Annotated in this window: 17 protein-coding genes; 9 read left to right on the top strand and 8 right to left on the bottom strand. The window is 72.3% G+C overall.

What is annotated here, in order from left to right; translation table 11 throughout:
* Positions 1-8 precede the first annotated feature (8 nt).
* From ACIBJG_RS18340 to eccB, 4 genes are all read right to left on the bottom strand, one after another.
* The gene (locus ACIBJG_RS18340) at positions 9-314 is read right to left on the bottom strand and encodes a WXG100 family type VII secretion target (RefSeq protein WP_399308535.1); all 306 of its coding nucleotides are present in this window, start codon (positions 312-314) and stop codon (positions 9-11) included.
* A gap of 42 nt (positions 315-356) precedes the next feature.
* On the bottom strand, positions 357-707 hold the full coding sequence (locus tag ACIBJG_RS18335; protein ID WP_399308534.1) for a hypothetical protein: 351 nt from the start codon (positions 705-707) through the stop codon (positions 357-359).
* Positions 708-895: 188 nt separating this feature from the next.
* Complete coding sequence (mycP, locus tag ACIBJG_RS18330; RefSeq protein WP_399308533.1) at positions 896-2,113, bottom strand: type VII secretion-associated serine protease mycosin; 1,218 nt, start codon at positions 2,111-2,113, stop codon at positions 896-898.
* A 56-nt stretch (positions 2,114-2,169) separates the two neighbouring features.
* A complete protein-coding gene (gene eccB, locus ACIBJG_RS18325; RefSeq protein WP_399308532.1) occupies positions 2,170-3,720 on the bottom strand; it encodes a type VII secretion protein EccB in 1,551 nt (516 codons plus the stop codon).
* Positions 3,721-4,194: 474 nt separating this feature from the next.
* Between eccB and eccE the strand changes: the two genes are divergently transcribed.
* The 8 genes from eccE to ACIBJG_RS18285 all read left to right on the top strand — a co-directional run bounded on the left by eccE (position 4,195) and on the right by ACIBJG_RS18285 (position 15,650).
* Positions 4,195-5,502: a type VII secretion protein EccE gene (gene eccE, locus ACIBJG_RS18320; RefSeq protein ID WP_399308531.1), complete on the top strand. Its 1,308-nt coding sequence runs from the start codon at positions 4,195-4,197 to the stop codon at positions 5,500-5,502.
* Positions 5,502-6,221, top strand: coding sequence for a hypothetical protein (locus tag ACIBJG_RS18315; RefSeq protein WP_399308530.1), 720 nt, complete (start codon positions 5,502-5,504; stop codon positions 6,219-6,221). The genes eccE and ACIBJG_RS18315 overlap by 1 nt, the downstream gene beginning before the upstream one ends.
* A gap of 326 nt (positions 6,222-6,547) precedes the next feature.
* Positions 6,548-9,397, top strand: a complete 2,850-nt coding sequence (locus tag ACIBJG_RS18310; RefSeq protein WP_399308529.1) for an SCO5717 family growth-regulating ATPase — start codon at positions 6,548-6,550, stop codon at positions 9,395-9,397.
* 197 nt (positions 9,398-9,594) lie between these two features.
* On the top strand, positions 9,595-11,472 hold the full coding sequence (locus tag ACIBJG_RS18305; RefSeq protein WP_399308528.1) for an ABC transporter substrate-binding protein: 1,878 nt from the start codon (positions 9,595-9,597) through the stop codon (positions 11,470-11,472).
* 119 nt (positions 11,473-11,591) lie between these two features.
* Positions 11,592-12,674, top strand: a complete 1,083-nt coding sequence (locus tag ACIBJG_RS18300) for an ABC transporter permease (protein WP_399308527.1) — start codon at positions 11,592-11,594, stop codon at positions 12,672-12,674.
* Between the two features lie 11 nt (positions 12,675-12,685).
* Positions 12,686-13,639, top strand: a complete 954-nt coding sequence (locus ACIBJG_RS18295) for an ABC transporter permease (protein WP_399308562.1) — start codon at positions 12,686-12,688, stop codon at positions 13,637-13,639.
* Complete coding sequence (locus ACIBJG_RS18290; RefSeq protein WP_399308526.1) at positions 13,636-14,658, top strand: ABC transporter ATP-binding protein; 1,023 nt, start codon at positions 13,636-13,638, stop codon at positions 14,656-14,658. The genes ACIBJG_RS18295 and ACIBJG_RS18290 overlap by 4 nt, the downstream gene beginning before the upstream one ends.
* On the top strand, positions 14,655-15,650 hold the full coding sequence (locus ACIBJG_RS18285; RefSeq protein WP_399308525.1) for an ABC transporter ATP-binding protein: 996 nt from the start codon (positions 14,655-14,657) through the stop codon (positions 15,648-15,650). Before ACIBJG_RS18290 ends, ACIBJG_RS18285 begins: the two co-directional genes overlap by 4 nt.
* Positions 15,651-15,703: 53 nt before the next feature.
* On the opposite strand, the gene ACIBJG_RS18280 is transcribed toward ACIBJG_RS18285, so the two are convergent.
* Positions 15,704-16,813 (bottom strand): XdhC family protein, encoded by a 1,110-nt coding sequence (locus ACIBJG_RS18280; RefSeq protein ID WP_399308524.1) that lies wholly within the window; start codon positions 16,811-16,813, stop codon positions 15,704-15,706.
* 80 nt (positions 16,814-16,893) lie between these two features.
* A complete protein-coding gene (locus tag ACIBJG_RS18275; RefSeq protein ID WP_399308523.1) occupies positions 16,894-17,472 on the bottom strand; it encodes a MarR family winged helix-turn-helix transcriptional regulator in 579 nt (192 codons plus the stop codon).
* A 211-nt stretch (positions 17,473-17,683) separates the two neighbouring features.
* Between ACIBJG_RS18275 and ACIBJG_RS18270 the strand changes: the two genes are divergently transcribed.
* On the top strand, positions 17,684-19,048 hold the full coding sequence (locus tag ACIBJG_RS18270) for an MFS transporter (protein ID WP_399308522.1): 1,365 nt from the start codon (positions 17,684-17,686) through the stop codon (positions 19,046-19,048).
* A 77-nt stretch (positions 19,049-19,125) separates the two neighbouring features.
* On the opposite strand, the gene ACIBJG_RS18265 is transcribed toward ACIBJG_RS18270, so the two are convergent.
* Positions 19,126-20,079, bottom strand: a complete 954-nt coding sequence (locus ACIBJG_RS18265) for a bifunctional riboflavin kinase/FAD synthetase (protein ID WP_399308521.1) — start codon at positions 20,077-20,079, stop codon at positions 19,126-19,128.
* A gap of 43 nt (positions 20,080-20,122) precedes the next feature.
* Positions 20,123-23,788, bottom strand: coding sequence for a trypsin-like peptidase domain-containing protein (locus ACIBJG_RS18260; protein WP_399308520.1), 3,666 nt, complete (start codon positions 23,786-23,788; stop codon positions 20,123-20,125).
* Between the last annotated feature and the right edge of the window lie 250 nt (positions 23,789-24,038).

Here is a 24,038-nt window from a genome sequence, read left to right as displayed (position 1 = left end):
CCGGGTGTTCAGTACGCCTCGGTGAACAGGCGTGAGGCCCTCAGGTCCGTGGAACGGTAGTTGTCCTTGCCGTTCTCGATGATCCTCGCGACGTGTTCCAGGCGGCCCTTCATGTCGTCGGCCTTGCCGCGGTACTTGTTCTGGAGCATCACGTACGCGGTGTGGGCCTCGCCGTCCCAGGTGTCGGTGACCACCTTGAGCGCGCTGTCCATCTCCTCCAGGTCGTGGCAGATGTTCTGCGACACCACGCGGATGCGGTTCGCCATCTCCTGGACGCTTTCGTACCTGACCTTGGTGTGCGGGTCGTGCCCCATCCGGATTCTCCTCTGGCTCGGCTGCGGGGAAAGAGGGTCGGTTCAGACGCCGTTGAGCCCTGAGGCGTTGGCCGCCGAGGCCGGGGCCCTGACCGCGTTGAACGCCGCGCGGACCTCGTCGTCGTTGGCGTTGCTGAGGTTTCTGGTGCTGCCCACCGCGTGGAGCAGCACAGTCAGCAGCCGGCGGATCTCGTCGTGGTCCTCGTTGATCACGAGCTGCGCGGACGTGAAGCCGGAGGCACCGGCTCCGGTCCACCCCGCCCCGGCCGTCGCGAGGATGTCGGCGAGCTCCCTGGCCTGTGTGGAGACCGCCTCGGCGGTTTTGACGATCTTGTTCCTGGCCTGGATGACCGGGTCGTCGGCAAGTCCGAAACCGCCCGCGGGGTTGGTCATGCGGAGGTCCTCTCTCGGTTCGCGAAGGGAAGGCATACGGGGGCAGGGGTGGTCGCACCCGGCTCCGGCAAAGCCCCTCCGGCCGGTTCCTGATCCCCCGTCACTCATCTGAAGTCCGCGCTCACCCTAGCCACTTCGCCGCCTCGTCCCGATCCGTCCCGGCGGCGGGCAGGACTCCTCGGCGCAGGTCATCCGCGGCGCGGAACCCGCCGTCCGCGGAGGTCGCGCGCCACGGTCGCGGTACCGGCCACCGCACCGACGAGCACGGCCGCCGCGGCCAGTGCGTAGGTCGCATACCGCTTGCTGCGTTGCCGCGAGGTCTCCGACATCGCCAGGTGCGCGGGCTCGGGGGCCGGGGCCGCGGCGGGCGGTGTGTCCGGATGGGGGGCGTCCTGCGGGACGTCCTCCCCGGACAGGGCGCGGACCGGATCGACTACACCCCATCCGACGAAGGCGTCACGGCCGTTGACGGAGCGTTCCGCCGTCTGTTCGATACGGGCGATGATCTGCGCAGACGTCCAGTCCGGGTACTTGGCGCGCATCAGCGCGACGACCCCGGTGACGTACGGCGCGGCGAAACTGGTGCCGTTGTCGGTGCACTGTCCGTTGCCCGGGACGGTGGAGACGATGTCCACCCCGGGTGCGGCGACCCCCACGAACTCCCCCGCCTGCGAGAAGGGGGCGCGTTCGTTGTTGCGGTCGGACGCGGCGACGGCGAGGACACCGTCGAAGGCTGCGGGGTAGGTACTCCTGCGTCTGCCGTCCATGCCGTCGTTGCCTGCGGCGGCGACGACCACGATGTCCTCGGCGATCGCCCGCGCCACCGCCCGGCCCAGCAGGGAGTCGTCGGCCAGTGGCCTCGTCGTGTCCTGGGAGATGTTGATGACCTGGGCGCCCTGGGCGATCGCGTGGTCGATCCCGGCGGCCATCGTGCTGTCCTTGCCGCCCCGCCGCCCGTCGTTCTGGCGGATCGGGATGACGGTCGCCTCGGGGGCCAGACCGACGAAGCCGGTGCCGCTTCGGGAGCGAGCGGCAATGATGCCGGCGACCTTGGTGCCGTGACCGGACTCGTCCACCGTCCCGTCGCTCCCGCCGCCTTCGGTGTAGTCGATGCCCGCGGAGGTGTCCACGGCCCCCCTGAGCTGGGGGTTGGTGTCGTCCACTCCGGTGTCGATGACGGCGACGCGGACCCCCTTGCCGCGCGTGTCCTGCCACAGTTCGTCGAGGAGCACCCGCTGGAGCGGCCACGGGCGTCCCTCGAACTGCTTCTTCATCGGGAAGTCGCACGCGCCGACGCCGGCGGTGCGCAGACCGGCCGGGTCCGCAACGGTGTCCGCGGCCTGCGGCCCCGCAAGGGCGCCGACTGCGGCGGCGGCCGCCAGCAGAATCCTCTTCCGGTACGGCATCGCGCTCTCTCCCCCGCATGTGTCCACTGGTGCTCCGCCGCCCCCGCCGGTCCCCCTCAGGAACCCTGGGGCCTGCGGGCGCTGTTGGTGTCGAGCCGGGGGCCCTTCGCGAGGAACTCCGACCAGGCGATCGGGACGAGGGCGGGCGTCACCTTCTCGTATCCGAGCCTGATCTGGGCCTGGCTGGGTTCGGGCCGCCCGTCCGGGCCGAACTTCGCACCACCGGTGCCGATGTCGGACCGTTGGGCGTCGCTGTCGCCGTTCGCCTGAACCGCGTACCGCAGTCCGGTGTCGGTCACCAGGAAGAGTGATCCGTCCGGGCTGCTCTGCCCCTCCCGGACCTGGGTGTAGAGCAGCCCGCTGCCCGGGGTGACGTACGTGCTCGTGCCGTCGGCGCCGACGGGGGCGGGGTAGGCGCGGCCGGCCCAGGTGCTCAGCGTCGTGCGGCCCGTGCCGTCCGTGCGGCGCAGCACGTTGCAGACGGTGTCGCGGCCCGAGGCTCCCTCGTCCGTGGCGTTGACGCGGACGGCCCTGTGCGCGGGCCAGTGCGCGGCCTGGCCCTTGAAGGGGTCGGAGTCGGGGACGAAGTCCTGGAGTCCGGCCGGGCGTGCCTCGCCCGCCTGGTCGAGGGACGCGGTCTGCGGGGAGTTGACGATCAGCCAGGCGGTGAACTCGGTGACCGGCCGGACCTCGCCGTCGAGCACGACGTAGTAGGCGGTGCCCTCTCCGTTCCTGGTGCGCAGCACCGTGCCCACGCGGTTCTCCCGCGCGGACAGGTGGCCCTCGATGTGGGCAGGGGCGCCGACCTCGCCGGGGATCCGGGGGAAGGCGACCGGGCTGCCGTCGTGCAGGGTGGCCAGCCAGTCGTCGGTGACGGGCTGGGGCTGCGCGCTGCCGACCAGGGCGCCGGTCAGATGGCCGAGGTCGGCCGCCGTCTCGTCGATGCGGTACTTGGTGCCGAGGGCGTCGACGAGGTAGCGGGTGCCGTCCTGTCCCCGGACGTAGAGGACCTGGCCGCCGGTGAGCCGGCCGGAGCCCTCGGCCAGTTCGTTGTCGCGTTCGGCGAGGACGAAAGCGGCCTTCTGTACGGTGTTCCCCCCGCTGCCGGGCTGCACGCAGACGGCCCACCGCTTGGCGGTGCCCGCGTCCTTCCACTCGGGCAGCCGGTCGGGGGCGTACGGGATGCCGAGGACGGGGCCGCGCGGGGGTTCGCCCGCGTCGAGGATGTCGTCGTCGACCTGGATGACGCCGTAGTTCTGCGGGGTCAGCAGCAGCCGCGCCGAGGCGAGGTTCAGCACGGGGTGCAGCAGTGTCCTGCGGCTGTGGCCCTTGCCGGTGGTGAGCACCACGTAGCGGGTGGTCGACGACTTGCCGACGATCACCTTGGTGCCGGGGCTGTCCCAGTCCTTGGGCGCGGCCGGTCTGAACATGCCGTACGCGCCGAACCCCGCGAGGATCAGGGCGCCGGCGACGAGGCCCGGCAGGACGGCGCGCAGGGGGCGCGGGGCGCCCTCGTCGGAACCGGTGGGCGAAGGCTGGAGGAACGCCGCCACCACGCGCCGCTTCGCGAAGGTGTACGCGTTGAGGTCGTCGCGCCGCGATGCCATGAGTCCGTCCGTCTCCCCGTGTCCGACCGCGCGGCACCGGGAGCGGACGCGGCCGGCGGCCCGTACCGGACCCCCCGATGCCGGACCGGCTCCCTACTATGCCTGTCGATCCAGGGGGTCGGTAACTGCTCGTTGAAGAGCGTGGACAAGATCGCTTTAGCTCGATGGGGTGAGGGTCGGCCAGTGTACGTGCGACGCCTTGGGCCGATCGGAGTAACGTGATCGTGTGGCCTGGGACGCCGGGTGCGGCGTCGGCGTGCGGGGCTCCCGCTCCACCAGCGAGGTGGTTCGGGGCCTCCCCGCAGCCTCGGGCCGTACCCACTTGGCCGGTCGTGAGGGAACCGGCCTCCCGGGACCCCAGAAACGGTGTTGCGGGCTGGGTAGGGTGATGCACCCCGCCGGAGGCCCCGGCGGGACGGGCCTGGCACGGGCCGGGCCGAGAGGCACCGGGCCGGATGAACGGGGGGTGCCGCGATGACGGCTTCCGCTTCCGCGGCGCGGGCGGCTCCGGTCCCGGACACGCGGCCTCCCGGAGCACCGGACTCTTCAGGGCGCGGCGACGGGCCCGGCATCGCGCGGTGGGGCGGACGGGCCGGATCGATCGGGCCGTTACGGCTGCACCAACTCGTCCTGTTCGAGATCGCGGGGGCGCTGCTGCTCTGCGCCTGGGTCGTGGATCCGCTACTGCTGGCCCCGGCCTCGGTGCCGGCCGCGCTGCTGGTGGTGTTCGCCGTCGTGCGCCGGCGGCGCCGCTCCCTTCCCGCGCTGCTGCACGCGGTCCTCGCGCTGCGGGCCCGTCACCGCAGGGCCGCGTCGACGGGTCCGGGCGCCGGCACCGAACCGGGCATCGCGCCCGTGGCCGAGTGCGAACCGGCGCTGCGTACACACTCGTTCGGGGGTCGCGACCGGCGCCCGGTCGGCATGATCGGCGACGGTACGTATCTGACGGCCGTCCTCAGGATCGACGCGGACGGCACGGCGCTGCGCCAGGACCGGTCCGCTCGGCCCCTCCCCCTGGCTCTCGTACGGGACGCGCTCGACGTCGACGGCATCCGGCTGGAGTCGGCGCAGATCGTGCAGCACACCCAGCCGGCGCCCGCACCGCGTCTGCCGGCGCAGTCGGTGGCGGCCCGCAACTACGCACCCCTGCAGGCCGGGACGGGTTCCCCGGCGGTCCGTATCACCTGGATCGCGCTGAAGCTGGCCCCTGAGCTCTGCCCGGAGGCGGTACGGGCACGGGGTGGCGGCCTCGCCGGGGCGCAGAAGTGCCTGGTACGCGCGGCCGACCAGCTGGCCGGCCGGCTGACGGGGGCGGGGCTGTCCGCGACAGTGCTCACGGAACAGGAACTCGCCGCGGCGATCGCCACGTCCACCTGTGCGAGCCCTTCGGCCACGGCGCGGGCGGGCCGTGACGGGGAGCCTGTCCGCCGTACCCGGGAGACCTCGCGCACCTGGAGTTGCGACGACCGGCCGCACACCACGTACTGGGTGCGCCGCTGGCCGGAGTTGGGCGGCGGCGCCCCGATGCCGCAGCTCGTCGCGCTGCTCACTTCGGTCCCGGCCCTGGCCACGACGTTCAGCCTCACGCTGGGACACGGTGACCGGCAGGAGATCACGATCACCGGCCATGTCCGCGTCACCGGCCGCGACGACCGGGAACTCCTGGCGGCCCGCCACGAGTTGGAGCGCACCGCCCACGGAGTGAGGACCTCGCTGGTCCGGCTCGACCGCGAGCAGCTGCCCGGCTTGCTCGCCACCCTGCCCCTCGGAGGTACCGGCTGATGTCCCTGCCCGTACGTGGTCGTGGCCGACTGGGCTTCGGGCCGGCCGGCCCGCGCCGGCCCCGGCACACGGTCCGGCCCGAACAGCTGGCGTCGCTGGCCCTGCCGGTCGGCGACGACGGCGTGGTGATCGGCGTGGACGACGCGGGGCGCCCCGCCGTGCTCGGCATCATCCGGCCCACCGCGTACGACGTGACCTTGATCGGGGGGCTCTGGACGGCGCAGGTGCTGGCGCTGCGGGCGGCGGCGACCGGCGCCCGGATCGTCGTCGAGACGGGGCGGGCCCCGGCCTGGGAGGGACTGGTGCGGGCCGCCGGCGACGACTGCGGCATCGCGCTGCACGATGTGGGGCGGGTGCCGCCGCAGGGCCCCTCGGCCGGATCCCCGGTCGTCGTGGTGCGGGACTGCGGCATAAGGCCGCCGCGCGGGCGGGTGGCGTCGGGTCCGTGGCAGTCGGTGGTGACGCTGCTGCCGTATCTGAGCCCGGTGGCGGCCGGGCTGATGGAGAAGTCGTCCTTGGTCGGCATCCAGCGGGTGTCTCCCGGCGAAGCCGAACAGATCGGGCATCTCATGTGTCTGGGATCCGACGAGACCCGTGCCCTGTCCACTCTGACGGACGGGGTCACCCTCTGGTGCACCCGGCGGGACCGCCGGTTCGTGATGATCCGGGCGACCGATGCGGAATCGGGACTGCTGGGCAGTGCCCGCAGGATGGACTGACGGCCCACCACGACGTGTGCGAATTGTTCAGGTTTCCCTGCACAGATGTGCAGGTTTGACTGCTTTATGCCTGACTCCCGGCCGTACTCAGTCCACTTGGGGGCAGTACGTGACGTACGGGACAGCAGTCGTGGTGCCGTACGGCCTGCCGTGGCGAGCCCGATGACGATTAGGGTGGGTCCGGGCGCGGCAGAAGAACCTGCGGGCAGGCGATGCGCGTCCCAGGGGGAGAGCCGGGCGGTTCGCACGAGGTCCTGTCCCAAGGAGAGGAACGGTCGCCCCCACCCACCACGGCACAAGGGTGCTCGACCACACCAGGAGGCAAAGTGAACGGCGATCGGGACGAGATGCGCGGGGACTGGAACAAGCCCGTCGACGAGTCGTCCGACGCAGAGCCCGCCGAGATGACGGGTGAGTTCACCATCGACTACACCCCGCCCGCCTGGTACACGCAGAACGCGCCGGGCGACTCGTCGGGCGGCGCCGGAACGCACCTGGCACCGCCCCCGCCGCCCACCGGCGCCCCCGTGTCCGTGCCCGGACTGCCGGCCCCTGGCGGCTTCGAACCCGACTGGACTCCGGCGCCGCCGGCATCGGTATCGGCATCGGGTGCTGCCGCCGGCCAGCCGGTGCCGGGAGCGGCCGACGCGGGCGGTGCGCCGGATCCCTTCGGGGGCGGCGACGTGGAGAGCGGCACGACCATGCGGTTCTCGTCCGCCGCGCTGAAGCGGGAGATCGCGGAGCGCGAGGCCGCCGCGGAGGTCACTGCCGACGAGCCGGAGGACGGTGGCCCGGCGGCCGGTTCCGAACGTTCAGGCGCCGACGCCGGTGACGGTGACGGTGACGAGGTGGCCGACGACGCACAGAATGGTGTCGGGGAGGCCGGAGAGGCCGACTCGGATCCGGACGTCACGTCTTCCGCATCGCCATTGACGCAGTCCGACCCCACGCCGTCCGACGCCCCGCCCTCCTCCGCCCCGGAGGACGACCCCCGCGAGGCCGACGCCGACGCGCCCTTCGACGCTCCGCCGGTGGGCGGCTCCGCGAGCCACGACGGCTCCGACGACGCCCCGCACGCCGATGAGCCGGCCGACGCCGTACCCACGGACGCGGCCCCTTCGGACGCCTCCCCCCCTGCCGCTCCCTCGGACGCGCCCCCGCTCGACGTACCGCCCGGCATCGCACCCCAGGACGCGGCGCCCGCCCCCTGGACCCCCGCGCCGGCACCGGGCGGACTGCCGCCGCTGCCGCCGTCGTTCCAGCCCGCGGCACCGCAGCCCGCGGCACCCCAGCCGGCTTCCCAGTGGCCCCCGTCGCCCCCGGCTGACGGCGGGCCCGGCGGCTACGGCTTTCCGCAGGCCCCGGCGGCCCAGGCCCCGCAGAGCCCGCAGGCTCCCCCGTTCCCGCAGCAGCCGCAGCCGGGAGCCGCCCTTCCGGCACAGCTCCCGCCGCCGCCCGCCCCCCAAGCACCGCAGACACCTCAGGCACACCAGTGGCCCGGACAGCAGCAGGGCTCGGCCCTGCCGCCGCCGGCACCCCAGGCACCCCAGGCACCCCAGGCACCCCAGGCACCCCAGGCCCCGCAGGCGCCGCACCAGCCGCAGCCGCAGAGCGGTTACGGATTCCCCCAGGGCACCCAGCCGCCGGCTCAGGCCACTCCGAATCTGCCCGCGCAGATCCCCCCGCAGCAGACACAGCCTCAGCCGCCGCACCAGCAGCACGCGCAACAGCCGTATCCGCAGCAACTCCCGCCGCAGGGCCCGCCCGCCGACCCCCGGGCCGGAAACGCCTGGCCCACACCGGTCACCCACGACCAGCGCGAGCGTTCGGTGCCGGGCGCACCCCTCGGCTACACGGCCGCGGTCGAGCTCTCCTCCGACCGGCTCGTCCGGGGCAAGCAGAAGGCGAAGAGCAGCCGTACCCCGTCCGGCGCCTCCCGCTTCAAGCTGGGCGGCAAGAAGGAGGAGATCGAGCGGCAGCGCAAGCTCGATCTGATCCGCACCCCGGTGCTCTCCTGCTACCGGATCGCGGTGATCAGCCTCAAGGGCGGCGTGGGCAAGACCACGACGACCACGGCACTCGGCGCGACCCTGGCCACCGAGCGGCAGGACAAGATCCTCGCCATCGACGCCAACCCCGACGCCGGCACGCTGGGCCGCAGGGTCCGCCGCGAGACCGGGGCCACCATCCGTGACCTGGTCCACGCGATCCCGCACCTCAACTCGTACATGGACATCCGGCGGTTCACCTCGCAGGCGCCCTCCGGTCTGGAGATCATCGCCAACGACGTGGACCCGGCGGTCTCGACCACGTTCAACGACGAGGACTACCGCCGTGCCATCGAGGTGCTGGGCAAGCAGTACCCGATCATCCTCACGGACTCGGGCACCGGGCTGCTCTACAGCGCGATGCGCGGGGTGCTGGACCTCGCCGACCAGTTGATCATCATCTCGACCCCCTCGGTCGACGGCGCGTCAAGTGCCTCCACCACGCTGGACTGGCTGTCGGCACACGGGTACGCGGACCTGGTCCAGCGGTCCCTCACCGTCATTTCCGGGGTCCGCGAGACCGGAAAGATGATCAAGGTCGATGACATCGTCCAGCACTTCGAGACGCGCTGCCGCGGCGTGGTCGTCGTACCGTTCGACGAGCACCTGTCGGCCGGTGCCGAGGTCGACCTCGACATGATGCGCCCGAAGACGCGGGACGCGTACTTCCACCTCTCCGCCCTCGTCGCCGAGGACTTCGCGCGCGCCCAGCAGCAGCAGGGACTGTGGACCGCGAGCGGCACCAACCCGCCGCCGCAGTACGCCCCTCCGATGCCCGGACAGCAGATGCCGGGACAGCAGATGCCCGGACAGCAGCCGTACGCGCCCCAGCAGCCTTACCCGTCGCAGCAGCCCGGGCAGCCCTACCCGCAGCAACAGCCGTACGGCGGACAGCCGCAGCAGCCCTATCCCCCGCAGCAGGCGCCCGGCGGCGGGCAGAACTGGCAGCAGTCGCTGCCTTCCCAGGCGCAGTCGACGGCCGGCCAGGCGGCCCCGCCGCAGCCTCAGCAGCACGGCGGACAGCCAGGTCAGCCCGGGCAGCCCGCCCACCCCGAACTCCAGGGCCCCGTCCCGCCCGCGGGGTGGCAGCAGCAGCCTCCGCAGCCGCCGCCAGCGCCTCAGCAGTAAGGCGTCAGAGGTCTGAACCAATGAGGGTCCACATCGCTCCCGCGATGTGGACCCTCATTGCATTCCCGCAGACCACACGCCGTTTCGGTGACCGTTGACGCGGCTCGACCACCGCTGATAAACCTTCGCTTCACCAGCTGGCGAACCACAGATCAACCCGCCTTCTCCGTGCGAGTCATGACGCGAGGTCCCTGACCATGGTCGAAAGAGTTCCACCGCCCTCAGCCCAGCCACGCTCACGTCTGCGTATCCTCCTGGCCTCCGGCGCCGCCGCCCTTGCTCTCGCAGCCGGGTCCGTCGTGCCGGGCGTACCCCTCGTGGCCGCGCCCCAGCAGGCACAGGCCGCCGACAGCGGCAACAAGACGCTGACCGTCGCGGTCGCGCAGAGCGTCGACTCCCTGAGCCCGTTCCTCGCCCAGAAGCTGCTGAGCACGAGCGTCTCCCGGCTCATGTACGACTTCCTCACGAACTACGACCCGAAGGACAACCACGCCGTCCCGGGTCTCGCCACCAAGTGGGAGCCGTCGGCCGACAAGCTGACGTGGACGTACACCATTCGGGCCAATTCCAAGTGGTCGGACGGTCAGCAGGCCACGGCCGAGGACGCGGCCTGGACGTTCAACAAGATGATGACGGACGAGGCCGCCGCCCAGGCGAACGGCAGCTTCGTCACCAACTTCAAGAAGGTGACGGCTCCCAGCCCGACGAAGCTGGTCATAGAGCTCAAGGAGCCGCAGGCCACGATGGCCGCGCTCGATGTCCCGATCGTCCCCAAGCACGTCTGGGAGAAGGTCAAGGACTTCTCGAAGTTCAACAACGACACGGAATTCCCGATCGTGGGCAACGGGCCCTTCGTGCTGAGCGACTACAAGGTCGACCAGTACGTGAAGCTCAAGGCCAACAAGGACTTCTGGCGCGGCAAGCCCAAGTTCGACGAGCTGGTCTTCAAGACGTACAAGGACCAGGACGCCGCGGTCGCCGCACTCCGCAAGGGCGAGGTCTCCTTCGTCGCCGGCTCGCCCGCGCTGACGCCCGCCCAGGCCGCGTCGCTCAAGGGTGACCCGAACATCAAGGTCAACGAGGGTCCGGGCCGCCGCTTCTTCGCGCTGGCCACCAACCCGGGCGCGCAGACCAAGGACGGCAAGAAGTTCGGCAACGGCAACACGGCGCTGCTGGACCAGAAGGTCCGCCAGGCGCTGTTCCTGTCGATCGACCGCAAGACGATCATCGACAAGGTCTTCCAGGGCCACGCCGTCGAGGGCCAGGGATACATCCCGCCGCGCTTCTCGGAGTACGCCTGGCAGCCCTCGGCGACCCAGAGCCTCGCCTACGACCCCGCCAAGGCCGGAAAGCTCCTGGACCAGGCGGGCTACGAGCTCAAGGACGGCAAGCGCGTCGGCAAGGACGGCAAGGCGCTCGACCTGCGCATCCTGTGCCACGCGACGGACCCGAACGACAAGGCGATCGGCAAGTACCTCAAGGAGTGGTGGGGCAAGCTCGGCGTCGGCCTCAAGGTCGACTGCCTCGACGACGTCTCCGTGCCCTGGTACGCCGGTGAGTACGACCTCGCCTTCGACGGCTGGTCCGTCAACCCGGACCCGGACTTCGTCCTCGGCATCCACACCTGCTCCGCCCTGCCGACCAAGGCCAAGGCGAGCGCGGCCACGGACAACTTCATCTGCGACAAGACGTACGACGGGCTGTACAAGAAGCAGCTCGCCGAGTACGACCCCGCCAAGCGGGCGGACCTCGTCGGGCAGATGCAGTCCTGGCTGTACGACTCCGGGTACATGAGCGTCATCGCGTACCCGAACGCGGTCGAGGCCTACCGCACCGACCAGATCAAGTCGATCACGACCATGCCCGAGGCGGCCGGCAACATCTACGGCCAGGACGGGTACTGGAGCTGGTGGTCGGCTGTTCCGGCGGGCAGTGACGGCGGAGACGGCGACAGCGACTCCGGTTCGAGTTCCACCGGGATCACCATCGGCATCGCAGCCGCCGTGGTGATTCTCGGCGGGGGCGGGTTCCTCATCTCCCGGCGCCGCCGCACCACAGCGGACGATCGCGAGTAGTTCCGCGGACCGCGGGTAGCTCCCGCGGACGGAATGAGAGCGATCGGCGGGCGGGGCCCCGGGCAGCCGGGCCCCGCCCGCCGATCCCTCCACGTGCAGCACGAGTAACGAGAGTTCCTATGACAGCTGACAGCACTCCGGCGCTCGTGAAACAGGCGGATGCGGACACGGACGGCCCGGCTCCGGCCGCGCCCCCGGCCGCCCGCGGCCCACGGGCGCGCAACACCAAGGCCTATCTGAAGTACATGGCCGCCAAGATCGTCGGCGCGGCCGTCTCGCTGTTCGCCGTACTGGTCACCAGCTTCTTCCTCTTCCGGCTCATCCCCAGCGACCCGGTGAAGCAGATGACCGGCGGGCGGCCCGTGTCCGCCGAGCAGCTCGATTCGCTGCGCCGCCAGTTCGGACTCGACCAGCCGATGTGGCAGCAGTTCACCAGTTACGTGGGCGACGCGCTCACCGGTGACTTCGGCACCTCGTTCCAGTACCACGCCCCGGTGATGGACAAGATCACCGAGGCGCTCCCGGCGACCCTGCTCCTCACCGGAACGGCGTACGTCCTCTACAGCGCGCTGGGCATCTGGCTCGGCACCCGTACCGCCTGGCGCAACGGGTCGAAGAGCGACCGTTTCAACACCGCCCTCGCCCTCACGCTCTACTCCGTGCCGTCGTTCTGGCTCGGCCTGCTCCTGATCATCGTCTTCTCGGTGGGCGTCGGACCGATTCCGGGCATGTTCCCGACCGGCGGGCTGGAGTCGGGCAACGAGTCGGGCTTCGCGTACGTGCTCGACGTCGCGCACCACATGGTGCTCCCCGTGATCACCCTGGTCGCGGTCGGCTACGCGCAGACGCTCCTGGTGATGCGCTCCTCGCTCCTCGACGAGATGGGCAGCGACTATCTGACGACTGCGCGCGCCAAGGGGCTGCGCGACGACACGGTCCGCCGGCGGCACGCCGTCCCCAACGCGATGCTCCCGACCTTCACGCTGATGTTCGTCAACCTGGGCCATGTGGTCGCGGGACAGATCCTGGTCGAGACCGTGTTCTCCTGGCCGGGTCTCGGCGGACTCTTCTACCAGGGGCTGAGCGTCCCCGACCTTCCGCTCGTCCAGGGGCTGTTCTTCGTCTTCGCCACCGCGGTGATCCTGGCGAACACCCTGGCCGATCTGCTGTATCCGCTGCTCGATCCCCGGGTGGGCCGATGACGACCGAATCCATGCCCGCGTCCACTCCGGGAGCCGAGGCCCCCGCACCCGAGGAATCCGGGCCCGGGGCCGTCAAGAGCCCGGGCGCACTGGCCCGGGCCCGCAAGCGGCGTTCCCTGGCCCGGTTCTGGCGGGAGTACCGCAGTCACCGCGGTGGCCTGTGGGGGCTCGCCGGGCTCATCCTGATCGCGCTGATCGCCGTGTGCGCGCCCGTACTGACGGGTGCGGACGCGCAGAGCGTCACCGAGGCACCGGGCGGTGCGCTGGAGTCGCCGAGCGGCGAGTTCCCGCTCGGAACCGACCAGTTCGGACGCAGCGTCCTCGCCCTGCTGATCTGGGGTGCGCGCGTCTCGCTGACCGTGGGGCTGCTCGCGGCCTTCCTCTGCGTGGCCATCGGTACGGTGGTCGGGATCGTCGCGGGGCACTTCCGCGGCTGGTACTCGACGGTCCTGATGCGGGTCACCGACTGGTTCCTGGTGATGCCGACCCTGGTCCTGGCCATCGCGCTCGCCACCGTGATGGACCGCTCCCTGTGGACGGTCATCATCGCGATCGGCGTCACGACCTGGCCGACGACGGCCCGGCTGGTGCGGGCGCAGACCCTCGCCGTGGAGTCCCGTCCGTACATCGAGCGCGCCCGCGCGCTGGGCGGCGGACACGGACACATCATGCTCCGGCACGTCCTGCCGAACGTGATGCCGCTGGTGCTCGCGCAGACCACGCTGGTGATCTCCAGCGCGATCCTGACGGAGGCGACCCTGGCCTTCCTGGGCCTCGGCGACCCGACCATCACCTCCTGGGGCGGCATGCTCCAGGACGCGCGCGAAGCCGGTGCGGTGAGTGCGGGCGACTGGTGGTACCTGGCGCCCCCCGGCATCGCGATCGCCCTGGTGGCGCTGGCGTTCACGCTGTGCGGCCGCGCCATCGAGACCGTCCTCAATCCAAAGCTGGGGGTGGCCCGTTGAGTACGACGAGCATCCGTAAGACGCCTCTTCTGGAGGTACGCGATCTGACGGTGACGTACGCCGGCGGGGCCCAGGCGGTCCGCGGGGTGAATCTGGAGGTCGACGCGGGCAAGAAGCTCGGCATCGCCGGGGAGTCGGGGTGCGGGAAGTCCACGCTGGCGCTCGCGCTGCTGCGGCTGCTGCCCGTGGGCACGAAGGTCACCGGCGAGATCCTGCTGAACGGCGAGGACGTCCTCGCCATGAAGTGGGGTCAGGTCAGGGCGGTGCGCTGGGCGGGCGCCTCGATCGTCTTCCAGGGTGCGATGCACTCACTGAACGCGGTGCACCGCATCGGCGACCAGATCGCCGAGCCGATCGTGCTGCACAAGAGGACGACCCAGGCCGCCGCACGAAAGCGCGCCGGTGAGCTGCTGGAGCAGGTGGGTCTGCCCGCCGCCCGGGCGGACGCCTATCCGCACGAGCTCTCCGGCGGGCAGCGGCAGCGCGTGATGATCGCGATGGCGCTCGCCTGCGACCCGGGGCTGATCATCGCGGACGAGCCGACGACGGCCCTCGATGTGATGATCCAGGCCCAGATCCTGCGGCTGATCGAGCAGTTGGTCTCCGAGCAGGACCTCGGGCTGATCATGATCAGTCATGACCTCGCGGTGCTCTCGGACACCTGCGACCGGCTCGCGGTGATGTACGCGGGACGGGTCGTGGAGCAGGGTCCGGCGGCCGAGGTCTACGAGCGGGCGCACCACCCGTACAGCAAGGCCCTGTCGGGCGCCTTCCCGCGGATCGGGGACCCGGCCTCGCGGTTCGCGCCCCGGGGGCTGCCGGGCGACCCGCCCGACCCGTCGGCGCTGCCGGCCGGCTGCACGTTCCATCCGCGCTGCACGGTGGCCCTGGACTCCTGCACCGCGCAGGACCAGGTGCTGCGGGTGGCGGGGCCCGGGCGGGAGGCCGCCTGCGTGCTGGTGGGGCCGGAAGGGGCCGCGGCCCCGCAGGGCGCCGAGGAAGCAAGGAGCACATCATGACCACCACCACGGACCTGCTCAGTGCGCGGGATCTCCGCGTCGCGTTCCCCGGCAGGCACGGCGGCGACCCGGCCCGTGCCGTGGACGGGGTCGACCTGGACATCAGGCCGGGCGAGATCGTCGCCCTGGTCGGCGAGTCGGGGTGCGGCAAGACGACCCTGGCCCGCTCGCTGCTGGGCCTCGTCCCGCCGACGGGCGGACAGGTCACCTTCGGCGGGAAGCCGCTCGACTACGGAAGCCGTGCGCTGAAGGCGTACCGCAAGCGGGTCCAGCTGGTGCTGCAGGACCCCAGCGGTTCGCTGAACCCGCGGCACACGGTGTACGACGCGGTGGCCGAGGGGCTGCGCATCCACCGGTACGGCGGCGACGAGCGGGAGGCGGTGACGAACGCCCTCTCCCGAGCGGGCCTGCGGCCTCCGGAGAGGTTCTTCCTGCGCTACCCGCACGAGCTGTCGGGCGGGCAGCGTCAGCGGGTCGTGATCGCGGGCGCGCTGGTCCTGGATCCGGAACTCATCGTGGCCGACGAGCCGGTGGCCTCCCTGGACGCCTCGGTGCGCGGCGAGATCCTCGCGCTGCTGCTGCGGCTGCGGGACGAACTGGGCCTGTCCGCGCTGGTGGTCACGCATGATCTCGGTCTCGCGTGGAACATCGCGGACCGGGTGGCGGTGATGTACCTCGGCCGGATCGTGGAGACGGGGGACGTGGAGCAGATCCTCACGGCTCCGCAGCATCCGTACACCCGGGCGCTGTTGTCGGTGCTGCCTGAGGCCGAGGGCGAACCGGTGGTGCTGACCGGCGAACCGCCGGACCCGTCGAAGGTGCCGTCCGGCTGTCGTTTCCATCTGCGCTGCCAGGTCCTGGCCTCGGGCGAGGCGGAGCGGGCCGGTGTCGCGGACGCCTGCCGCACGAAGGACCTGCCGGTGCTCGCGGGCGGCGGCGAGACCCAGGTGGCGTGCCACTGGGCGGCGGCGAACGCGGTGGCGCCGGCGTAGTGGGGTGATGCCGCGGTGGCGGGCGGGTCCCTGGTTCCTTCCGGGCCCGTCCGCTACCGCTGTCCGTGGTGGTGGATCGCGCCGGACAGTTCGCCGAGCGGCTGCCCCGTGCCGCCCCAGCGGTGCTGGATGATCTCCGCGGCGATCGAGACGGCCGTCTCCTCCGGTGTCCGGGCGCCGAGGTCGAGCCCGACCGGGGAGGAGAGGCGCGCCAGGTCGGCCTCGCTCGCGCCCTCGTCGCGCAGCCGCGCCAGCCGGTCGAGGTGGGTACGGCGGCTGCCCATGACCCCGATGTAGGCCGCGGGGGTGCGCAGTGCGGCGACCAGCAGGGGGACATCGAACTTGGGGTCGTGGGTGAGCACGCAGAGAACGGTGCGCGCGTCGACGTCCGTCTCCGACAGGTAGGTGTGCGGCCAGGCGCGGACGACCTCGTCGGCGGTGGGGAAGCGCTCGCGGGTCGCGAAGGCCGGGCGGGCGTCGCACACCGTGACCCGGTAGCCGAGGAAGGACCCGATGCGGGCGGTCGCCGCCGCGTGGTCGATGGCGCCGAAGACGATCATGCGGGGCGGCGGCGCGTACGTCTGGATGAAGACGGAAACGTCCTGCATGCGGCGCTCGCCGTGGGCTCCGTACCACTGCCTGCCCGTCGCGCCCTGGGCGAGGAGACCCCGGGCGTCGTCGGTGACGGCCGCGTCGAGTCCTTCGTTGCCCAGCGATCCCTCCGCGTCGTCCACCCGCACCACCCGTCGCGCACCCGCACGGTCGGCGTCCGGGAGAACGGTGGCCACCGCGACGGGTTCACCGCGTGCGACGGTTTCGCCCACGTCCCGCAGCCAGGTCCGGTCGGCCGCCGAGGCGAAGGGGGCGACGAGGACGTCGATGGTGCCTCCGCAGGTCAGGCCCACGCCGAAGGCCTCGTCGTCGCTGATCCCGTACGAGCACAGCTGCGGGGTGCCGGTGGCGAGCACCTCGCCGGCCACCTCGTACACCGCTCCCTCGACGCAGCCCCCGGAGACGCTGCCCGCCACCGTGCCGTCGTCGGTCACGGCCATCATGGCGCCGGGCGCCCGGGGAGCGCTGCCGCGGACCGAGACGACGGTCGCCAGCGCGAAGGGCGTGCCGGCCTCGTGCCAGGCGCCCAGTTCCGACAGCAGTTCACGCACGGTACGAACCTCCTCCGGGCCGGTACACCGGGCCCTGACGTGTCCCCGGGGGTAAAGCCTGAGCGCTCAGATACCGAGTGCTAGGGATTATGCACCTGATCCTGCCGAACGGACGCCGTCAGCGCGGCACGGTCCGGCGGAGTCTGTTCCGCCGTCTCCAGTGAGCGTTCGAGCTTGCCGAGCAACTGGCTCAGCCGGCGCCGTTCGGTGTCGGAGAGTTCGGCGAGCATCCGTTCCTCGTTGGCGAAGTGCGCGACGGCGACCACGTCGGCGACCTCGACGCCCCGCCCGGTCAGACACGCGTACACGACCCTGCGGTCCTGCGCATCGCGCTCCCGGGTCACCAGACCGGCCTTCTCCAGCCGGTCCAGCCGCAGCGTGATACCGCCCGTGGTGACCAGCGCGATGTCCGCAAGCTGACCGGCGGTCTGCCGGTACGGCGGCCCCGACCTGCGCAGAGCTGCCAGCACATCGAAGGAGGCCATGTTCAGGTCGAAGCATTCGAAGAGTTCGGCCAGGAGTCCCTGATACCGCAGGAAGCTGCGGTGGAGCCGCCCGAGCACCTCCATCGGCGAGGCGTCCAAAGTCGGGAGTTCGCGCTTCCACTGCTCAAGGGCGAGGTCGACCGCGTCGGGTCGGCCGGATGCTCTACGAGTCATGTGCGATGGGAGGGCGGTGCGGTGCCGCGCCCCCGCGCCTCCTTCCGGACACACCGCGCACGGCGCGGCGGTGAGGTGTTCACGATACAACCGGCGCCCGCGGCCAGGTCCTCGACCCAGGAACTCCTCGTAACATTTAAGCACTTAGTCATTGACCGCTAAGACACTTCTTCCTAGGGTCACCGCAACTCCTGTTCGCGGAAGGATCCCCATGTCAATCGTGGCCAACGGCCCCGCCGTGAGCTCCGTCTCGGCCAGACTCGAACGCCTGCCGAGCTCTCGCTGGCACATCAAGGTCCGCACACTGATCGGCACCGTCACGTTCTTCGAGGCGTTCGACCAGTTGCTGACCGCCTCCGCGCTGCCCGTCCTGACCGAACAGTGGAAGCTGAGCACCGGCCAGGGCACGATGATCGTCACCAGCGGCTCCGTCGGCATGCTGCTCGGCGCACTCGTCGCCGGCTGGCTCGGCGACCGGATAGGCCGGGTGAACACCGTCGCCCTGGGTGTCGCCGTGACCGCGCTGGCCAGTCTCGCCGTCGCGTTCTCCCCCGGGTTCACCCTGTTCACCCTCTTCCGGTTCGTTCAGGGTCTCGGCATCGGCGGTGTCGTACCGGTCGCCGCCACGTACATCAACGAGATCGCCCGGGCGGAACACCGCGGCCGGTTCGTCCTGCTCTACGAACTGATCTTCCCGGCCGGTCTCGCGACGGCCACCCTCGTCGCGAGCTGGGTCGTGCCCAGCTTCGGCTGGCGGGTGATGTTCGTGATCGGCGCCCTGCCCGTTTTCCTCGTCGTCGTCCTGCGCCGTCAGGTGCCGGAGTCGCCCCGCTGGCTGCTCTCCCGGGGCCGGGTCGTGGAGGCCGAACAGGTCATCGCCCGGATCGAGAAGGACGTGGCGAAGTCGACCGGCGCCCCACTCCCCGAACCCGGCCCGCCGACGGCCGTCGAGACCGCCCGGGGCGGGCTGCGGGATCTGTTCACGGGCCGCTACCTGCGGCGCACGGTCGTGGTGTCGGCACTGTGGTTCGTCGCGTACTACGTCAACCACGGCATCGCGACCTGGCTGCCGTCGCTCTACACCAAGGAGTTCGGTCTCGATCTGCGCACCGCGCTCAACTACTCGCTGCTGAGCAATGTGACCGGTCTGATCGGCTGTCTGCTGGTCGCGCTCGTCATCGACAAGGTGGGGCGCCGGGTGTCCCTGACCGTCGGTCTCGGCGGAGCGGCCGTCGCCCTGCTCTCGCTGGCCGTCTCCGGTGCCACGTCCGGTGGCCAGGTCGCGGCGTGGGCCTCGGTCTCGACGCTCTTCGTCTTCGCCACCAACGTGAGCCTCTACCTCTACACACCCGAGCTCTACCCGACCCGGAGCCGGGCGCGCGGGGCATCGTTCGGCGGGGTGTGGAACCGGCTCGGAGTCATCCTGGGACCGATCGTGGTCGGCGCGATCATCAGCTCGGGCGCCGGTCTGGCCATGGTCTTCACCCAGCTGGGCTGCGTGGCGGTCGTGGGCGCGGTGATCGCGCTGTTTGCCGTGGAGACCAAGGGGAAGACGCTGGAGGAGCTCAACAGCTGAGCAGCGGAGGTACTCATACGGCTCCGGCCGGGGCCGCGTGAAAGGGGCCCGGCCGAAGCCGTATCAGGAGGCGCTGTTCAGGCCCGGTCGTACGCGGAGATCAGCTCGCTGCACCGCTTCACATCGGCGGCCATCGCCACCAGCAGATCGTCGATCGAGTCGAACTTCAGCATGCCGCGTACGTACGCGAGGAAGTCCACGGCGACGTGCAGGCCGTACAGGTCGAGGCCGACGCGGTCGATCGCGTACGCCTCCACCGTCCGCTCGGTGCCGTCGAACTGCGGGTTGGTGCCGACCGAGATCGCGGCGGGCATCGCCTCACCGTTCACGTGCAGCCAGCCCGCGTACACACCGTCGGCGGGGATCGCGGTGTGCGGCAGGGTCTCCACGTTCGCGGTGGGGAAGCCGAGTTCGCGGCCGCGCTGTGCCCCGCGGACGACGATGCCCTCGACGCGGTGCGGACGGCCGAGGATCTCCGCGGCGCCCGCCACGTCCCCCTCGGCGACCAGGCGCCGGGTGAGCGTCGAGGAGAACGGCTCACCACCGCCGGCCTCGCCGCGCACCCGCAGATCGATGACCTCGACGCGGTAGTCGTAGGTGTCGCCGAGCTCGGTGAGCAACTGCACGTTCCCGGCGGCCTTGTGACCGAACCGGAAGTTGGGGCCCTCGATGACGAGCTGAGCGTGCAGCTTGTCCACGAGCACCTTCACGATGAAGTCGGCCGGAGCGAGCTTCGAGAACTCGGTGGTGAAAGGCAGGATCAGCACCGCGTCCACGCCCAGCTCGGTCATCAGTTCGGCACGGCGGTGGTGCGGGGCGAGCAGCGGCGGATGGCTGCCCGGCCGGACGACCTCGCTGGGGTGCGGGTCGAACGTCACGACGACCGACGGCACCCCCAGCTCGCGGGCCCGCTCGACGGCCCGCCCGATGATCAGCTGGTGTCCGCGGTGCACCCCGTCATAGGAGCCGATGGTGACGACGCTGCGTCCCCAGTCCTGGGGGATGTCCTCCAAGCCACGCCAGCGCTGCACTCTGACCGCTCCTCGCCCGAACCTGTGTACGTGGGTTTGTCTCTTACGCAGGTCTAAGACTGCCATGCTCACGCCCTGCGGCCTGCATCGGCATGGTCATCGGGGCTCCTGGGACGCCCTCGAGGGCCTCCACGGTCCGCCGCGCGCTGGGGCCGATGACCGCCGCCCACTCCTGCGGGGCGTCGGCCAGCCACCCGATGACCAGGGCGCCGAACCCGGGCACTTCACGGGCGAGTACGACCAGCAGACGATCGAAGAGACCGGCCCCTTCGGGGGTGCGGACCAGCAGCATCCCGGTGCGGTGCACCAGGGCCCGGGTTCGGGCCGGTGACCTCCCCGCGCAGCCGGTCGCGGCGGCCCGCAGCAGCGCTTCCAGCACGATCGGGTCGCGGTGGCCGCCGCCCTGCTCGAAGTCCAGCAGCACCTCCAGCAGGGTGTCCCGCAACGGCTGGGACGCGGGGCTGCCGGGTGAGGCCAGTACCCCGGCGAGCGCCCCCCGCACGGGCGCGGGCGCCGGGCGGTCCCGGAGCAGTCCGGTCAGCAGGGGAAGGAGCAGGGCCCGGGCGGCGGGCCCGTGCTCCAGCCTGCGGTCGAGGTACGCGGCGGTGTGCGAGGTGTCCCCGGGGTGGCTGTCGACGTAGGCGCGTACGAGTCCGGCGGTGTGCAGGGCCAGCGCGGGGGCGTCGATCCCGGCGAGCGCGCGGAGCACCGCACCCGGGCCGTCCCCGGACTGCGCGAGCCGCTCCCGGTACGCGGCCAGCACCGGCTCCGGATGGGTGGGCAGCGCGACGGCGAGCGCGGCGGCCGACACCTTCGGCCCGTCCGCGACGAAGGCCCCGAGGGCTTGCGGCAGATAGCGGTCCCGGGTCTGCGGATCGGCCACGAGCAGGGCGAGCACGGAGCCGTGCAGATCAGCGTCGGCGGGACGGGCCAGCAGGGCGAGGGCGGCACGGCGCAGCAGGGCGCGATCCGTGTCGCGGGTCAGATGCGGGGCGACGAGGGCTCCGTACGAGGCCGCCGCGATCCGGCGGACGCGGCGGTCGTCATCGCGTGACCACCGCTCGACGGCCCGGCAGAGTGCCGCGGGTTCGTCCTCGGCCAGCGCGGCGAGCAGTTCGTCGGCGCGGGGGTGACCGGACGATGCGAGCGCGTCGGTCAGTTCGTCCACGGCGAGATCGCGGCGGGCGTAGAGGAGGGCCTGCGCGGCCGCCGCGACGGTAGGCCGCGGGACGACATCCGCCTCGGCTGCGAGCGGCTGCTCGTCGGTGAACCAGGTGCACAGGAGGGGCTGGAGCGTACGCGGATGGGCGGCGAGCCGCCGGGCCACGGCGTCCAGGAAGCGCCCGCCGCCCGCGTCGGTGTCGCTGCGCGGTGGCCCGTCGGCGGGAACGAGCCGCCGGAACAGATCCATCCGGTCCGCCTCGGGCAGCCGCAGCCGCCGCCAGAACCACGGCCCGAACTCGGCGTACGCACCCCGCGCACCGCTTCCGCCGGCATCGGCCGAGCTGCGGACGATGCGTCCGGCGAGCAGCCGGAGCACCCCGAGGTGCGGCCGGGCGTCGGGGACCCGCAGCAGCGTCTCGGACAGCAGGTGTACGGCCCACCAGCGCGCGTCGGGGGAGGGCACGGCGGTGTCGCTCCCCGCGGCTCGCACATCCCCCACGCACTGCGTCGCCTCCCCCGCCGCCAGCCGGTCCAGCGCCTCGATCAGGTCGGCCAGCCGGTGGGCCAGCGCGGCCGGGCCCTGGCGGCGTCCCAGGAGGACGAGTGCCTGGATCACCGGGCCGATCCGGTGGCGCGGCACGGGAAGGCTGTGCGGCTGCTCCGGTGCGGGCACCGGGGCCTGCGCGCCCGGCCGGCGGGGATGCGGCACCCGGCCCCCACCCTCCGCCGTCGGCGCCGCGTCGGCGTGCCACCGGTGCACCAGCGCCCGCAGGGCCGCGTCCAGGTCCAGATGCGCCCCCTGGACCCAGTCCCCCAGCTCCTCGTGCGCGAACCGGTATCCCGCTCCCGCCGGGACCAGCAGGCCCTCGGTCAGCACCGCCGACGCCCAGCCCGTGCGCCATGGGAAGACCTCCTCGAACGCGGCCCGGTCCAGCTCCCCCTGCCCGGGCCCCAGACAGCGCCGGGCCGCCTCATGGACCTGGCCCGCCACCCGCGCCGCCAGCCGCCGCACCGCCGCACCGTGCGGCCCGGGACGCCACTGGGCGGCGATCCGGACCGCGACGCGCAGGCACATGAGGTCCAGATGGGCGCCGAAGACCTCTTCCGTGTCGGGCCGGCCCGGGGTGTCCGCCGGCAGGGCCTCACGTACTTCCGCGAGCAGCCGCAGCGTGAGCGGGTGCCGGTCGTGGCCGACGGCCAGCGCGTCGGGCGGGAGCGCGTACCGCTCCCGGGCCCGTTCGGCCTGGCCCACGGTCAGGTCGCCGATGCGGACGGCCGACGGAAGGCGTCCGGCGGGGCGGGCCGGGCGGTGCAGCGTGCCGGGCGGACAGAGCGCGCCCGCGGTCTCCCAGTGCTCGGGCCGGCCGGCGACGACGAGGCGGGCCCCGTGCTCCCCCAGCCAGTCGGCCGTGCCCGCAGTCCACCGGGCCAGCCGGTGTGCCAGGACGGGCGGCATCTCCTCGGGGCCGTCCAGCAGGACGAGCAGCGGGCTGCCGGCATCCGCGGCCAGCCGGGCCACCCGCTCGGGGGTGGCGGTCGCCATGTCCCCCATCGCTCCGGCGGCGGTGACGATGCGCCCGGCCTGCCGGAGCGTGCGGGCGATCGCGTCGGCGACGGAGGTGTCGTCGGCCAGCAGGTCGGCGCCGCGGAGCCACAGGGTGAGCTCCGGCACCGGACCCCGGGCCCGTCGTGCGGCGAGCGCCGCGAGTTCGGTGGTGCGGCCGGTGCCGGGAGCTCCGACGAGGCTGAGGATCACCGGGGGTGCTTCCCCGCCCTCGTCCCGGGCGGCTGCCGCGAAGGCGTCGCACTCCGTGAGGACGTCGGGCCGTTCCACCGGGTCGGGCCAGGCGTCGGGGCCGCCCGCCGAGCCGACCGACATGGCGGTGAGCTGGAGCGCCCCCGCCGCGTTCAGATCGATTCCGTAGCCGGGTACCCCCATCGCGTTGCGCCGGAGCAGCGCGCCCAGCGGGCCGCCCCGGTCCGGGCCGGCCAGCGGCACCGCGCATCCGGCGGCGGCGTGCCCCGTACGCAGGGCGGTGCCGAGGACCGCGATGACGGCGCCGCTCTCCGGATCCAGGACGGGCCCTCCGACGGCCGCGCCGCCGAGCCGGAGCGCATCGCTGCCGTCCGTGCCGAGGGCGAGTTCCAGCACCCGGCCGATCGTGTGGGTCCGGCCGCCGGCGGTGTACGTCGCCGAGGTCGCGCCGAGGACGCGTGCCTCGCGCCAGCCGTGCGCGGCGATCGTCACGTACGTACCGGCGTCGATCCGCTCCCGCGGGGCGATCGGCAGGGGCGGCACGCCGAGGATGTCCGGTCCGCCGGTGGGCAGGAGCGCGAGGTCCAGTTCCGGCAGGGCGATGATGTCGTGGGCCTCGACGCGGCAACTGCGGCCGCCCGGGCCGTGCAGCAGGAGGTGCGGGAGGCCGTCGACCGCTTCGTGGCTGGTCACGACCGTGCCCCGGTCGTCCGCGACAAAGCCCGTCCCCCGCGGCCGGCCCGCCGGATCGCACAGTCGTACCAGCGTCGCCCGGTCCCCGCATCCCATGATCCGACGTTAGGGCGACGGTGATCGGCGCGAGAAGCGATCGGGGTAAAAGCGCCCCGTTCGCACCCCCGATTCACTCCGAGCGCCTGCCCGTTCAGGTGAATCAGTGGCGTTCGCCGGACAGAATCAAGCGGGGGGTGGGGGGGGGGGGGGGGGGGGGGCGGCGCGCCCCCCCCCCCCCCGGGGGGGCCGGGGGGGGGGGGGGGGGGGGGGGGGCGCGGGGGGGGGGGGGGGGGCCTGCAGAACAGAA

Origin of the sequence: Streptomyces sp. NPDC050422 (genome assembly GCF_044458665.1) — a bacterium.
In the GTDB taxonomy this organism is placed as follows: domain Bacteria; phylum Actinomycetota; class Actinomycetes; order Streptomycetales; family Streptomycetaceae; genus Streptomyces.
Note: the sequence above shows the minus strand (reverse complement) of the source record. Positions and strands in the feature narration are given on the sequence as shown.